We start from the raw sequence: 14,634 nt of genomic DNA, 5'->3' as shown, positions 1-14,634 counted from the left end.
TCGGAGAGGATCTGCATGTAGCGGGCGAGCACCACCAGTTCGGTGCCGGTCTCGGCGACGATCTTCAGCAGCTCGGCTTCCTGCTGGGCCTTGGTGTCTTTCGTCACCGGCAGGTAGATGAAGCGGATGCCCTCGCGCTCGGCCATGGGGCGCAGGTCGAGGTGGTTGGAGACGATGGCGGTGATCTGCATGTCCAGCTCGCCCTTGGCGTGGCGGTAGAGCAGGTCGGCCAGGCAATGGTCGAACTTGCTGACCATCAGCAGCACGCGCATGGGCTTGGCGCTGCTGTGCAGGCTCCAGTCCATGTCGAAGCGGCTGGCCACGTCGGCGAAACCGGATTCGATATTGCCGATGTCGCCATCCAGGCCCTGGTTGAAGCGGAACACGGCGCGCATGAAGAAGCGGCCGTTGCCTTCGTCGTCGAACTGCGCCATCTCGCTGATGTAGCAACCCTGCTCGGCCAGGTAGGTGGTCACCGCCGCGACTATCCCGGACACCGCCGGGCAACTGATGCGGATGATGAAGTGGCTGGGGGCGTGGTGCATGTCGGGTCCTCGTGATCGGTGGAGGCAGCTCGGCGCGCAAGGGCGGAAGTTCGGCGGTGAAAGGGGCTTTCGCCGGCGAAGGATTTTTTACTGTTGGGAATATAAATTTCCTTTCGCGCTTTTATAGGCGAAGCGAATCCGTGGGTCCATACCCTTGGGAAAATTTTTATCCTGTCAGGAAAGTTTTCGGCCGAATGGTCGGGGAGTGCAGGGGCTGGCGGATCGTTGTAGGAGCAAGCTTGCTCGCGAACCGCATGGCACCGTATTTGTTCGCGAGCAAGCTCGCTCCTACAGGGGAATGGCGTGGGTGGGGTGGTGTAGGAGCGGATTTCATCCGCGAATCGCGCCGGCGATTCCGGCTATCGCGGACAAGGTCCGCTCCTACGGGGGAGGAATACTGTGCTTCCCGACGATCTGTAGGAGCGGGCCCTGCCCGCGATTCGCGCGCAGGGCGCGCGCCTACAATGGGAATGGCGTGGGTGGGGTGGCGTAGGAGCGGATCTCATCCGCGAATCGCGCCGGTGATTCCGGCTATCGCGGACAAGGTCCGCTCCTACAGGGGAATACTGTGCCTGGTTCCCGGCGCCTCAGTCGTTGCCGTAGTTCATGATCGACAACAGCCGTATCGGCACCTGTACCAGCTTTTCCGGGCCGTGGGGCGTCTCGCCGTCGAAGGTCAGGCTGTCGCCGGCCTGCATGGGGTAGAGCTGGTTGCCGTGGCGGTACACCAGCTCGCCCTCGAGCAGGTGGAGGAACTCGGTGCCGGGGTGGGAGAAGGTCGGGAACTCCTCGCTGGCGTCGTCCATGCTGACCATGTAGGCCTCGAAGTTCTTCTTCGGCCCGCGGGTGTGGTTGAGCAACTGGTAGGTGTGACCTTTCTCGGTGCCCCGGCGCACCACTTCCAGGCCGTCGCCGGCCTTCACCAGCAGGGCGTTGCCGTCGGGCTGGTCGTACTGGCTGAAGAGTTTCGACATCGGCATGCCGAGCACGTCGCACAGGCGGCTCAGGGTGTCGAGGCTGGTGGAGACCTGGGCGTTCTCGATCTTGCTCAGCATGCCCTGGCTGATCCCTGCGATGCGCGCCACGTCCGCCAGCTTGAGCTCCTGCGCCTGGCGCTGGCGCTTGATCTGCATGCCCAGGTACTGCTCCAGGCGGAGGCGCGGTTGGGTCTCGGTCGACATTCAGGGTTCCTGCACGGTTTAGGTTCAAGAATATTAGTTTCGCACTGAGAAAGTGCGGAGGGGCGAGTGGTGCGTTGCCACTTTCCCACAGTGAAAGCTAGTTTCCCATATATACAGAAGAAAAGCCGCCGTGGCTGCCATCCATCATGGTGCACCGGACTTGGCACTGGCATTGCATTCCTAATGGGAAAGTAAGTTTCCTGAGCGGAATTCGACGGGCGAAAGCCCCGGCGCAAACCGCCCCAGGCATCGACAACGCCTTGCCCATTCAACCGGAGAGCTCCCCCATGTTGCCACCCGAAACCCAGCGCACCATCGACCAGCACGGCATCAAGTACGTGCTGGCGCAGTTCGTCGACATCCACGGCGCCGCGAAGACCAAGTCGGTGCCGGTGTCCGGCCTCAAGGCGGTGGCCGAGGAGGGCGCCGGGTTCGCCGGGTTCGCCATCTGCGGCATGGGCATGGAGCCCCACGGCCCGGACTTCATGGCCCGCGGCGACCTTGCCACGCTGATCCCGGTGCCCTGGCAGCCGGGCTACGGCCGGGTGGTCTGCATCGGCCACGTCGACGGCAAGCCGCACCCCTACGACAGCCGCTTCGTGCTGCAGCAGCAGGTGCAGCGCCTGGCCGACAAGGGCTGGGTGCTGAACACCGGGCTGGAGCCGGAATTCAGCCTGTTCCGCCGCGACGCCCAGGGCAAGCTGCAACTGGTGGACGCCTCGGACAACCTCGACAAGCCCTGCTACGACTACAAGGGCCTGTCGCGCTCCCGCGAGTTCCTCGAACGCCTGACCGAGGCCCTGCAGCCGGTGGGCTTCGACATCTACCAGATCGACCACGAGGACGCCAACGGCCAGTTCGAGATCAACTACACCTACAGCGACGCCATGGAGTCGGCCGACCGCTTCACCTTCTTCCGCATGGCCGCCGGCGAGATCGCCAACGACCTGGGCATGATCTGCTCGTTCATGCCCAAGCCCGACCCCAAACGCGCCGGCAACGGCATGCACTTCCACCTGTCGATCGCCAGCGCGACCAACAAGAACCTCTTCCATGACCCGTCCGACCCCAGCGGCATGGGCCTGTCGAAGCTGGCCTACCACTTCGCCGCCGGCCTGCTGGCCCATGGCCCGGCCCTGTGCGCCTTCGCCGCGCCCACGGTCAACTCCTACAAGCGCCTGGTGGTGGGCCGCTCGCTGTCCGGCGCCACCTGGGCCCCGGCGTTCATCGCCTACGGCGCCAACAACCGCTCGGCGATGGTGCGCATTCCCTACGGCCGCCTGGAGTTCCGCCTGCCCGACGCCGGCTGCAACCCCTACCTGGTGACCGCCGCCATCATCGCCGCGGGCCTGGATGGCATCGACCGCCAGCTGGAACCGGGCGAGATGTGCAACGAGAACCTCTACAACCTCAGCCTGGAAGCGATCGCCGCGCGCGGCATCAAGACCCTGCCGCAGTCGCTGAAGGAAGCCACCGACGCCCTGGAGGCCGACCCGCTGTTCCGCGAGGTGCTCGGCGCCGAGATCGTCGACGAGTTCATCAAGCTCAAGCGCATGGAGTGGGTGGAGTACAGCCGCCACGTCTCCGACTGGGAGATCCAGCGCTACACCGAATTCTTCTGACCGCCGCGCCCGCCGGGCGCACCCCATTTACCCCTCTGGGCGACCGTGAACACCACGCGGCGGTCGCCTGCTGCCTCGAAGGAGACGAACCATGTGCGGAATCGTAGGCCTCTACCTGAAGAAACCCGAGCTGGAGAGCCAGCTCGGCAAGCTCTTCGAACCCATGCTGCAAGCCATGACCGACCGCGGCCCGGACAGCGCCGGCTTCGCCATCTACGGTGACGAGGTGGCCGACGGCTGGGTCAAGCTGACCCTGCAGGCCAGCGACGCCGGCTACCCCTGGGCCGAGCTGATGGGCGCCCTGGAAGCGCGCCTGGGCTGCTCGCTGGACTGGTTCCAGAACGCCAGCGCCGCGGTGCTGAAGATCCACTGCGACGAAGCCGCGGTGCGCGAGGCCCTGGCCGAGCTGGCCCCGGCGGTGCGCATCATGAGCGCCGGGCAGAGCATCGAGATCCTCAAGGGCATGGGCCTGCCGCAGGAAATCTCCCAGCGCTTCGGCCTGGCCGGCATGAAGGGCAGCCACATCATCGGCCACACCCGCATGGCCACCGAGAGCGCGGTGACCATGGAGGGCAGCCACCCGTTCTCCACCGGCGCCGACCTGTGCCTGGTGCACAACGGCTCGCTGTCCAACCACTTCCGCCTGCGCCAGGAACTCAAGCGCCAGGGCATCGCCTTCGAGACCGACAACGACAGCGAAGTGGCCGCCGGCTACCTGACCTGGCGCCTGCGCCAGGGCGACAGCCTGGCCCAGGCCCTGGACGGCGCGCTGAACGACCTGGACGGTTTCTTCACCTTCGCCATCGGCACCCGCAACGGCTTCGCCGTAATCCGCGACCCGATCGCCTGCAAGCCGGCGGTGCTGGCCGAGACCGACGACTACGTGGCCATGGCTTCGGAATACCAGGCCCTGGCCAGCCTGCCGGGCATCGACAAGGCGCGGGTCTGGGAGCCGGAGCCGGCCACCCTCTACGTCTGGGAGCGCGAAAGCGCCTGATCCGCACCGAGCAGAACATTCTGGAGACCTTTGCATGAAGACCATCGACCTTTCCAGCGCCTCGGTGCGCGAACTGAACCAGGCCCTGCACGGCGAAGTGCAGGACCGCGAATGGCTGGTGACCCACCCCGACGGCAAGCACAACCTCGCCGTGGGCATCGACCAGGCGGTGTCCGTGGATATCCAGGGCCACGCCGGCTACTACTGCGCGGGCATGAACCAGAAGGCCAGCGTCACCGTGCACGGCAACGTCGGCGTGGGCGTGGCGGAGAACATGATGTCCGGCAGCGTGCGGGTGAAGGGCAGCGCCTCCCAGGCCGCCGGCGCCACCGCCCATGGCGGGCTGCTGGTGATCGAGGGCGACGCCGGCGCGCGCTGCGGCATCTCGATGAAGGGCGTGGACATCGTGGTCGGCGGCAGCATCGGCCACATGAGCTGCTTCATGGGCCAGGCCGGGCGCCTGGTGGTCTGCGGCGACGCCGGCGACGCCCTGGGCGACTCGCTGTACGAGGTGCGCATCTACGTCAAGGGCGAGGTGAAGTCCCTGGGCTCGGACTGCATCGAGAAGGAAATGCGCGCCGAGCACCTGGAAGAACTCAGGGAACTGCTCAACCGCGCCGGCTTCGACGAGGACCCGGCCGCCTTCAAGCGCTACGGCTCGGCCCGCCAGCTGTACAACTTCAAAGTCGACAACGCATCCGCGTACTGATCCGCAGCGAGGAATCCCCCATGAGCGAGAAGAACACCCCGGTGCTGCGCGAGTCCGCCACCTTCGACCGCCTGACCATCCAGGAAATCCAGCGCGCCGCCGAGACCGGCATCTACGACATCCGCGGCGGCGGCACCAAGCGCAAGCTGCCGCACTTCGACGACCTGCTGCTGCTCGGCGCCAGCGTCTCGCGCTACCCGCTGGAAGGCTACCGTGAGAAATGCGGCACCGACGTGGTGCTGGGCACCCGCTTCGCCAAGAAGCCGATCCACCTGAAGATCCCGGTGACCATCGCCGGCATGAGCTTCGGCGCGCTCTCGGCCAACGCCAAGGAAGCCCTGGGCCGCGGCGCCAGCATCGCCGGCACCAGCACCACCACCGGCGACGGCGGCATGACCCCGGAAGAGCGTGGCCAGTCCCGGCACCTGGTGTACCAGTACCTGCCCTCGCGCTACGGCATGAACCCCGACGACCTGCGCAAGGCCGACGCCATCGAGATCGTCCTGGGGCAGGGCGCCAAGCCGGGCGGCGGCGGCATGCTGCTGGGCATGAAGGTCACCGAGCGCGTGGCCGGCATGCGCACCCTGCCGATCGGCGTCGACCAGCGCAGCGCCTGCCGCCACCCGGACTGGACCGGCCCGGACGACCTGGCGATCAAGATCGCCGAGCTGCGCGAGATCACCGACTGGGAGAAGCCCATCTACGTGAAGATCGGCGCCAGCCGCCCGTACTACGACGTCAAGCTGGCGGTGAAGGCCGGCGCCGACGTGATCGTCCTCGACGGCATGCAGGGCGGCACCGCGGCCACCCAGGAAGTGTTCATCGAGCACGTCGGCATTCCCATCCTGCCGGCCATTCCCCAGGCGGTGCAGGCGCTGCAGGAGATGGGCATGCACCGCCAGGTGCAGCTGATCGTCTCCGGCGGCATCCGCAACGGCGCCGACGTGGCCAAGGCCATGGCCCTGGGCGCCGACGCGGTGGCCATCGGCACCGCCGCGCTGGTGGCCCTGGGCGACAACCACCCGCGCCTGGACGAGGAGCTGAGGAAGATCGGCTCGGCCGCCGGTTTCTACGACGACTGGCAGAACGGCCGCGACCCGGCCGGCATCACCACCCAGGACCCGGAGCTGTCCAGGCGCCTGGACCCGGTGGAAGCCGGCCGCCGCCTGGCCAACTACCTGCGGGTGCTGGTGCTGGAGGCCCAGACCATGGCCCGCGCCTGCGGCAAGTCGCACCTGCACAACCTCGACCCCGAGGACCTGGTGGCCCTGACCGTGGAAGCCGCGGCCATGGCCCGCGTGCCGCTGGCCGGCACCAGCTGGGTGCCGGGGCAGGTGCAGTACTGAGCCCCAGCGGGTGATACCGAAGGCCGGCGAGCGATCGCCGGCCTTTTTGTTTTCTCCGGCAGGGGACATCGCGGACGGAGTCCGCTCCTACGGTTCCTGGGCGCTCGGTGGCGTCTTCCGCAGGATGGGTATCGCTTCGCTCCACCCATCCTGCGAGGAGCCGTATTCGTCGGCAGCCCCGGGCACCGGTGTTCCGGTCAACGGCGGATAACCGCGAACGGTTATGCGCCCTACGGGGTACCGTGCCTCATGGCAATTGTAGGAGCGGGCCCTGCCCGCGAAATCGCGCGCAGGGCGCGCTCCTACAGGGGATGGTGCGGTGGGGTGGCGGAGCGGATCTTATCCGCGATTTGCCGAGCCCCGCACCAACGCCAGACAGGGCTGCCATATTGCCTGGCAGGAAATTCAAATTCGCACCAAGAAAATGCGCGACCTGCCGATCAGGGCCTCGGCCCGCTTACCCGCCTGCCAAAACAAACCCTTTCCATTCAACCACATAGCAAAAATTGGCCGCCCCCGACGGGCCTTGGCAGGCCAATTGCTATGCCTATAAGGAAATAAAGTTGCCCTACAGGAAGGCACTGGCTGCGGCCCGTCCACCTGCCCAGGGCGCTCGAAACGCCGGCCCGTGCATCCGACCGCGGGCCGGCCCCGTCCCCGTCGGTTGGAGGCAACAGGCAATGATCCGGTTTTCACATGTGAGCCGCAGTATGTTGGGCCTTTCCCTGCTGTTCGGCAGTGTCGCCGCCCTGGCGGACGAGGCGCCGCCGGCGATCAACAGCGGCGACACCGCCTTCGTCGCGCTCTGCTCGCTGGTGGTGCTGCTGATGACCCTGCCGGGCCTGGCGCTGTTCTACGGCGGCATGGCGCGGACCAAGAACGTGCTGTCGATCCTCATGCAGGTGTTCTGCACCGCGTCGCTGATGTCGGTGTTGTTCGCCGTCTACGGCTACAGCCTGACCTTCACCGACGGCGGCGCGCTGCAGTCGGTGATCGGCGGCCTGGACAAGCTGTTCATGGTCGGCATCACCAAGGACTCGGTGGTCGGCACCATCCCCGAGTACCTGTACTTCCTGTTCATGCTGCTGTTCGCCGCCATCACCCCGGCGATCATCGTCGGCGCCTTCGCCGAGCGCATGAAGTTCGGTGCGGTCATGGTGTTCATGGCGGTGTGGCTGACCATCAACTACATCCCCATGGCGCACATGGCCTGGGGCGGCGGCTGGGTGTTCAACCTGGGCGTGCAGGACTTCGCCGGCGGCAACGTGGTGCACCTCAACGTCGGCATCGCCTCGCTGGTGGGCGCCTGGCTGCTGGGCCGCCGCCGCGGCTTCGGCACCGCCACCCTGGCGCCGCACAACATGACCATGACGCTCACCGGCGGCTCGCTGCTGTGGGTGGGCTGGCTGGGCTTCTGCGGCGGCTGCGCGCTGGCCGCCAGCGGCTTCGCCATGCTGGTGATGGTCAACACCATGCTCGCCAGCTGCGCCGGCGCCCTGGCCTGGATGCTGGTGGAGTGGCAGCACAAGGGCCGGCCGAGCCTGTTCGGCGCGGTCTCCGGCGCCATCGCCGGGCTGGTGGCGATCACCCCGGCCTGCGGCTACGTCGGCCCCATGGGCGCCATCCTGCTCGGCCTGATCGCAGGCCCGGTGTGCGTCTGGTCGGTGGACAAGCTCAAGCCGATGATCGGCCTGGACGACGCCTTCGACGTGTTCGGCGTGCACGGCGTGGCTGGCATCCTCGGCGGCCTGCTGACCCCGGTGTTCGCCCTCAGCGCCATCGGCGGCCAGGGCTTCCCCGAGGGCCGCGGGCTGTTCGACCAGTTGCTGGTCAATGGCGGCGTGCTGCTGTTCAGCATCGGCTTCTCGGCCATCACCAGCCTGGTCGCCTTCAAGGTGGCCGCGGCGCTGTGCGGTGGGCTGCGCGTGGACGAGGAAGCCGAGGTGGATGGGCTGGACCTCTCCGCCCACGGCGAAGTCGGCTACAAGTACTCCAACTGAGGATCGCTGCCATGAAACTCATCACCGCGATCATCAAGCCGTTCCGCCTGGACGACGTGCGCCTGGCGCTGACCGAGGCCGGCGTGCACGGCGTGACCGCCACCGAGGTCAAGGGCTACGGCCGGCAGAAGGGCCATTCGGAGGTCTACCGGGGCGCCGAGTACGTCGTGGAGCTGCTGCCCAAGGTGAAGCTGGAAGTGGTGGTCGCCGACGCCCTGTGCCAGGCCGCCGTCGACGCCATCCTCAAGGCGGCGCGCACCGGCAAGATCGGCGACGGCAAGGTGTTCGTCCAGGACCTGGAGAGCATCGTGCGCATCCGCACCGGCGAGCTGGGCGAAGACGCCGTCTGAGCCCCTCGCGCCACCCTGCGCCGACGCCCCCGCGTCGGCGTTCTTTTTGGGAAAGGAGAAATGACCGATGGCCTGGTTGAACGGCTGGGGCTACCTGGTCCTGGCGGGGCTCTGCGAAGTGCTCTACGCCTCGATCATCCCCCGCACCGAAGGCTTCACCCGGCTAGGGCCGAGCCTGTACTGCGGGGTGTTCCTGGCGCTGAGCATCTACCTGCTGAGCCTGTCCGTGCGCGAGCTGCCGCTGGGCCTGGCCTACGCCGTGTGGGTGGGCATCGGCACCCTGGGGACGGTGGCCTACGGCAGCCTGTTCCTCGGCGAACCGCTGGGGGCGTTGAAGGCGTTGTGCCTGGTGATGATCGTGGGTGGGATCGTCGGGCTGAAGCTGGTGGGGGGAGGGCAGGTGGCGTAGGAGGCCATCGTGGATGCTGTCCCATTCGCGCCATTGCCATGTAGGAGCGCGCCCTGCGCGCGAAATCGCGGGCAGGGCCCGCTCCTACAGGGGGGGACGGAGGTGCTGGGGTTGAGAGCGCCCTCTCCCTAACCCTCTCCCTGAAGGGAGAGGGGACTGTCCTCTGCCGTCTGGAACATCAGAGCACTCCTGCCATTTCCGGCTGAGGCCATACTTGCAGCGCACGCCGAACGGCCCCCTCTCCCTGAAGGGAGAGGGCTGGGGAGAGGGGACGGCGTTCATCTCAAGCACAGCTGCTGCCGGCGAGCACCGTTCGCGAGCAAGAGCTAGGCGCCCCCTCGATCCTACGAAAAGCGTGCGCCCTGCCAGTTCAGTGCTGCTGCAGCATCGCCTGGATCTGCTGCACCGACTCCTGGGTGCGCCGCGCCAGGTTGCGCACCTCGTCGGCCACCACGGCGAAGCCGCGGCCCTGGTCGCCGGCGCGGGCGGCTTCGATGGCGGCGTTGAGGGCCAGCAGGTTGGTCTGTTCGGCGATGCCGCGGATCACCCCGGCCACCTGGGCGATCTGCCCGTAGGTGGCCTGGATGTTCGCCTGCTCGCGTTCGTGCAGGGCCGCGGCGGCTTTCTCGTCGCTGATCTCGCGCACCGCGCCGGTGACGTACACCAGCCGACCGCGGCCGTCGCGCAGGCAGCGGCCGCGTTCGCGGAACCAGACCTCGCCGCGGGTCTTGTGGCGCATGCGGTATTCCACTGCGTAGGAACCGTCGCCGCTGGCGTCGGCCATGGCGGCGTTGAAGGTCTGCATGACCGTCTTCAGGTCGTCCGGGTTGACCACGCCGAAGTAGCTGTCCCAGCCGTCGGGGAACTCCTCGCGCCGGTAGCCGATCAGCTCGCGGAACTGCTCGGACCAGCGGATCAGGTTGTGCGGGTGGTCGGGGTCGCCGTTGACCACGTTCATCGCCCAGCAGCCCTCGGTGAGGGTGCGCTGGGTCAGCTCCCAGACCTCGCGTTCCTCCTGCCATTGGCGGCGCTCGGCCTCCAGGGCCGTCAACTGGCCCTGCTGCTGTTCCAGCTCGCCGCGCAATTGCAGGTTCTGCTGTTCGGCCTGGGCCAGGCGTTTCGTCAGCGCGGCGTATTCCTCGGCGCTGCAGGGCGGCGGCGCCTGGCGTTCGGCGTGCTGGCGGAAGCTCAACAGTTCGTGCCAGCCGCTCTGCAGGCGCTCCAGGCTGCTACGCAGGCGCGGTTCGCAGTGCCGCGGGGGCGCCGTGTCCGGTGCGCTGGGAAGCTGGTCGAGCCACTGGCCGAGTTCCTCGGCCAGGTTGCGGGATGCCTTGCTGAACCACATCGGCCTTTCCTCCTGGGGCTGCGAGCGACGTGTCTGGCTGCAGCCTTGCAAAAGCCACTCCAGAAAGCGCCTCAGGCGCGCACGCGGCTCTTCTGCGGGTCGTAGGCCACGGTGCCGGCGGCCACCCGCGCGGGGATGCGCTTCTGCTGGCCGTCGAGCTTGCCGACCTGCACCGGCGTGCCCGGCTCGCAGTAACCCACGTCCAGCCTGCACAGGGCGATGTTCCTGCCCAGCAGCGGCGAGCGGGTGGCGCTGGTGATTACGCCCACCTGGGCGCGGCCGACGTGCACGCAGTCGCCGTGGTGCGCCGTCTCGTTACCCTCCAGTTCCAGCCCCACCAGGCGGCGTTGCGGGTTGGCGCTGCGCCTTAGCAGGGCATCCTTGCCGATGAAGTCGGCCTGCTTGGTCTTCAGCGGCACGCAGAAGCCGATGCCGGCCTCGAAGGGGTCGGTCTGGTCGTCGAACTCGTAGCCGGCGAACACCAGCCCGGCCTCGATGCGCAGCGTGTCCAGCGCATGCAGGCCCAGGGGCACCAGGCCCAGGGGCTCGCCCAGTTGCCACAGGCGGTTCCACACGGCCATGGCGTCGCTCGGGTGGCACCATAGCTCGTAGCCCAGCTCGCCGGTGTAGCCGGTACGCGAGACCATCAGCGGCGGGCCGTTGTAGTCGTCCAGGCGGCCGCTGAGGAAGCGGAACCAGCCCAGGTCCTCCAGCTTCGGCTGGGTGCCCGGCGTCCACACCATGCCCTTGAGCAGTTCGCGGGCCAGCGGGCCCTGCACGGCGATGTTGTGGATCTGCTCGGAAGCGCTCTTCACCCACACCTTCATGCCCAGCTTCTGCGCCTGCTCGCGCAGCCAGTCGCCGGCGTAGTCCTCGCCGCCGATCCAGCGGAAGGCGTCCGGCCCCAGGCGCAGCAGGGTGCCGTCGTCGAGCATGCCGCCGTGCTCGTAGCACATGGCCGAGTAGACCACCTGGCCCACCGCGAGCTTGCGCACGTCGCGGGTCAGGCAGTAGTCCAGCAGTGCCTCGGCGTCGGGGCCCAGCACCTCGAACTTGCGCAGGGCGGAAAGGTCCATCACCGCCACCTTCTCGCGGCAGCCGTGGTACTCCTCGATGGCGCCGTAGCCGTCGAAATGGGTCGGCGTCCAGAAGCCGCGGTAGTCGACGAACTGCCGGGTGAGGGCGGAGGTGCCGGGGTGGAAGCCGCTTTCGCGGGTCAGCACCGGGTCGGCGTCGGGCGTCTTGCGGTTGGCCATGGCGATACTGAAACGCTCCTTTTCGCTGTACACGCGGACGTGGATGTCGGTGGGCTGCCAGCCGTTGGCCGGGTCGATGTCGTCGGGGCAGGAGCTGCTGGCGCAGACCAGGTCGGTCATGGCGCGCAGCAGCACGTAGTCGCCGGGGCGCGACCAGGGCTCGTCGAGGGTCAGCTGCTGGTGCGCGTCCACCCCGGTGTTGAAGAAGAAGTTGATCGCCGGCCAGCCGGCGCGGCCGCGCACGCCGTGGGCGGCGAGGGCGCGGCTGAGATTGTCGCTGCAGTTGGCGTGGCCGAAGTAGCCCTGGGCCTCGTAGTAGCGCGCGGTGCAGGCCAGGGCGAAGGTGTCGTGGCGGCCCACGGTGTCGCGCAGCACCTCCAGCATCGGCTGCAGGTCGCGGTCGTAGAAGCGGCTGTACAGGCCCGGGCCGGGGTAGGCGTTGCCGTTGAGGGTGCGGGTGACGGTGGGGTCGAGGTCGATCTCGCGGCCGGCGTCCAGGCCGCGGCGGTCGAAGGCGACGAAGTCCGAGCACTGCCGGCCGGCGACGTCGAGCACCTGGATGTATTGCCCGGCGGCGACTGTGTAGGCGTTGGCTGTGCCGGGGCGGATGGTGAATTCGTCCAGCACCTCGCCCAACGGCGCCGGCAGCGGCGGGGCGAGCACCTGGCGCGGGTTGGCGCGGTGCACCAGCAGGCGCAGCTCGCTGGCCCGCGCCTGGCTGTCCACCGCCGTGCGTCCGCCGGGGGCGGCGACCAGCACCAGCAGCGCCGCACCGGCGTCGAGTGTGCGGCTGTAGCCGGCCGGCGCACCGCTCTCCCACAGCCGCGCGGCGCTCGGCAGGTGGCGGCAGTCGACGCCGCGCCGCACCAGGCCGGCGCTGACGTGGGCGGCCTCGCGGCTGCCGTCGTGCATCAGGTGGTGGATGAAGGCGGCGCCGGGGCTGGGCGCCAGGCCGAGTTCGGCCAGCGCCGGCCGGCCGTCGGTGGTGAAGGCCAGCAGCTCGGCGGCCTGGTCGCCTTCCAGGTCGACGACCTGCAGGCGGTCGCCGGCTTCCAGGGCCAGCACGGTCAGGCCGCCGGGGGCGACGCGGTGGCGCTCCAGCGCCGGGGCGCGGGCGAACAGGGCCGGCTCCAGGGGGCGGCTCGTCACGGGCAGGTTCATGGTCGTGCTCCACGCAGGGCGGGGCGGCGGGGCCGCCCCGGGAGAGGGCTCAGAGGGCTTTCCTGAGCTGGTCCACCGGCTGGTCGGCCAGGTAGGCCTCCAGCGAATCGTCCAGGGCCTGCAGCCAGGGCGTGTGGTGCGGCGTGGCGAGGGTGCCGGTGATCAGCGAGCGGTGGCACTTGTCGCGGTAGCCCATGATGTTTTCGTACTTGTCCTGCTTCCATTGCAGGAAGGTGTTGTTCACCTCGGCGATGTCGAAGCTGGGGTAGTCGGTGGCCTCGATCAGCTGGCGGATGTACTCGCCCTGGAACTCGAACATCTGCCGGGCGTTCTCCAGGGTTTCCTCCTCCTGGCGCCAGGCCAGGTCCTCGGCGCGCATCAGCGCCGGCTCCGGCAGGGCGATGCGCCCGAGGATGACGTCGCGGGCGTACCAGGCCTGGGCGTCGAACATGTTGAAGCTGTACCACTGGTCCTGCATGCCGAGGTAGATCAGCCGCGGGTTCTGCTCCCAGAACACGCCCTTGTAGAGGTTCAGCGGCCACAGGCGGTTGTCGGTCTTCAGCCGCAGCTCCTCGGGCAGGAAGGGGAAGTGGTGCTTGTAGCCGGTGCACAGGATGATGGCGTCGACGCGCTTGCTGCTGCCGTCGGCGAAGAAGGCGGTGCTGCCCTTGACGCGGGTGAGCAGCGGCTTTTCCTCCCAGTTCTCCGGCCACTTGTAGCCCATCGGGGCGCTGCGGTAGCAGCTGGTGATGGAGCGCGCGCCGTACTTGAAGCACTGCGAGCCGATGTCCTCGGCCGAGTAGCTGCCGCCGACGATGAGCACGTCCTTGCCCTGGAATTCCAGGGCGTCGCGGAAGTCGTGGGCGTGCAGCACGCGCCCGGCGAAGCTCTCGAAGCCGTCGAAGTAGGGCACGTTGGGCGTGGAGAAGTGGCCGCTGGCGACCACCACGTAGTCGAAGGCCTCGCTGTAGGTGCGGTCGTCGTCGTAGCTGTGGGCGGTGACCTCGAAGGTGCCGCTGGCCTCGTCCCAGGTGACGTTGCGCACCGTGGTGTTGAAGCGGATGTAGGGGCGCACGCCGGCCTTGACCACGCGGCCCTTGATGTAGTCCCAGAGCACCTCGCGCGGCGGGTAGGAGCCCATGGGCCGGCCGAAGTGCTCGTCGAAGCTGTAGTCGGCGAACTCCAGGCATTCCTTCGGCCCGTTGGACCAGAGGTAGCGGTACATGCTGCCGTGCACCGGCTCGCCGTGCTCGTCCAGGCCGGTGCGCCAGGTGTAGTTCCACATGCCGCCCCAGTCGGCCTGCTTCTCGAAGCAGACCAGTTCGGGAATGTCGGCGCCTTTTTCCTTCGCCGACTGGAAGGCGCGCAGCTGGGCCAGGCCGCTGGGGCCGGCGCCGATGATGGCGACTCTTTGCTTCATGTCCGGTGCTCCACGTTCGTAGTTGTCAGGAGAAGATCACGGTCTTGTCGCGGTTGATGAACACGCGGTGCTGCAGGTGGTACTTGAGCGCCCGGGAGAGGGCGACGGTCTCGGTGGCGCGGCCGATGGCGACCAGCGCCTCGGGGCTGTAGGCGTGGTCCACGCGCTGTACTTCCTGCTCGATGATCGGGCCCTCGTCGAGGTCGCTGGTGACGTAGTGCGCGGTGGCGCCGATCAGCTTCACGCCGCGTTCGTAGGCCTGGTGGTAGGGCTTGGCGCCCTTGAAGCCGGGC

The 14,634-nt window shown here is 68.0% G+C and carries 12 protein-coding genes and 1 pseudogene; 7 read left to right on the top strand and 6 right to left on the bottom strand.

What is annotated here, in order from left to right:
- Both DK254_RS18690 and DK254_RS18685 read right to left on the bottom strand, forming a co-directional pair.
- Positions 1 to 545: formyltransferase family protein (locus DK254_RS18690; RefSeq protein WP_305888131.1), on the bottom strand; the 545-nt coding region annotated here is incomplete at its 3' end.
- 587 nt (positions 546 to 1,132) lie between these two features.
- Positions 1,133 to 1,726, bottom strand: a complete 594-nt coding sequence (locus DK254_RS18685; RefSeq protein ID WP_009622552.1) for a cupin domain-containing protein — start codon at positions 1,724 to 1,726, stop codon at positions 1,133 to 1,135.
- Between the two features lie 287 nt (positions 1,727 to 2,013).
- On the opposite strand from DK254_RS18685, the gene glnT reads away from it, so the two are divergent.
- The 7 genes from glnT to DK254_RS18650 all read left to right on the top strand — a co-directional run bounded on the left by glnT (position 2,014) and on the right by DK254_RS18650 (position 9,159).
- Complete coding sequence (glnT, locus tag DK254_RS18680; protein ID WP_109934975.1) at positions 2,014 to 3,348, top strand: type III glutamate--ammonia ligase; 1,335 nt, start codon at positions 2,014 to 2,016, stop codon at positions 3,346 to 3,348.
- 91 nt (positions 3,349 to 3,439) lie between these two features.
- Positions 3,440 to 4,345: a glutamine amidotransferase family protein gene (locus tag DK254_RS18675; RefSeq protein WP_109934974.1), complete on the top strand. Its 906-nt coding sequence runs from the start codon at positions 3,440 to 3,442 to the stop codon at positions 4,343 to 4,345.
- A 34-nt stretch (positions 4,346 to 4,379) separates the two neighbouring features.
- The gene (locus DK254_RS18670; RefSeq protein ID WP_089392358.1) at positions 4,380 to 5,054 is read left to right on the top strand and encodes a protein glxC; all 675 of its coding nucleotides are present in this window, start codon (positions 4,380 to 4,382) and stop codon (positions 5,052 to 5,054) included.
- A gap of 20 nt (positions 5,055 to 5,074) precedes the next feature.
- Positions 5,075 to 6,400, top strand: a complete 1,326-nt coding sequence (locus tag DK254_RS18665; RefSeq protein WP_089392357.1) for an FMN-binding glutamate synthase family protein — start codon at positions 5,075 to 5,077, stop codon at positions 6,398 to 6,400.
- A gap of 680 nt (positions 6,401 to 7,080) precedes the next feature.
- A complete protein-coding gene (locus DK254_RS18660; protein WP_109934973.1) occupies positions 7,081 to 8,400 on the top strand; it encodes an ammonium transporter in 1,320 nt (439 codons plus the stop codon).
- Between the two features lie 11 nt (positions 8,401 to 8,411).
- Positions 8,412 to 8,750, top strand: coding sequence for a P-II family nitrogen regulator (locus tag DK254_RS18655; RefSeq protein WP_089392355.1), 339 nt, complete (start codon positions 8,412 to 8,414; stop codon positions 8,748 to 8,750).
- Between the two features lie 67 nt (positions 8,751 to 8,817).
- Positions 8,818 to 9,159, top strand: a complete 342-nt coding sequence (locus tag DK254_RS18650) for a multidrug efflux SMR transporter (RefSeq protein WP_109934972.1) — start codon at positions 8,818 to 8,820, stop codon at positions 9,157 to 9,159.
- A 379-nt stretch (positions 9,160 to 9,538) separates the two neighbouring features.
- On the opposite strand, the pseudogene DK254_RS35215 reads toward DK254_RS18650, so the two are convergent.
- The 4 genes and pseudogenes from DK254_RS35215 to DK254_RS18630 form a co-directional block, all read right to left on the bottom strand.
- Positions 9,539 to 10,117 (bottom strand): annotated as a pseudogene (locus DK254_RS35215) (PAS domain-containing methyl-accepting chemotaxis protein); the annotation flags it as partial.
- A gap of 458 nt (positions 10,118 to 10,575) precedes the next feature.
- Positions 10,576 to 12,921, bottom strand: a complete 2,346-nt coding sequence (locus DK254_RS18640; protein WP_109934970.1) for a DUF1989 domain-containing protein — start codon at positions 12,919 to 12,921, stop codon at positions 10,576 to 10,578.
- 49 nt (positions 12,922 to 12,970) lie between these two features.
- Positions 12,971 to 14,341 carry an NAD(P)/FAD-dependent oxidoreductase gene (locus DK254_RS18635; protein WP_109934969.1) on the bottom strand — a complete coding sequence of 457 codons (1,371 nt, stop codon included), beginning with the start codon at positions 14,339 to 14,341 and terminating at the stop codon, positions 12,971 to 12,973.
- A 25-nt stretch (positions 14,342 to 14,366) separates the two neighbouring features.
- Positions 14,367 to 14,634: formyltransferase family protein (locus tag DK254_RS18630; protein WP_305888130.1), on the bottom strand; the 268-nt coding region annotated here is incomplete at its 5' end.

It is taken from the genome of Pseudomonas sp. RW407, from assembly GCF_003176655.1.
In the GTDB taxonomy this organism is placed as follows: domain Bacteria; phylum Pseudomonadota; class Gammaproteobacteria; order Pseudomonadales; family Pseudomonadaceae; genus Pseudomonas; species Pseudomonas delhiensis.
Note: the sequence above shows the minus strand (reverse complement) of the source record. Positions and strands in the feature narration are given on the sequence as shown.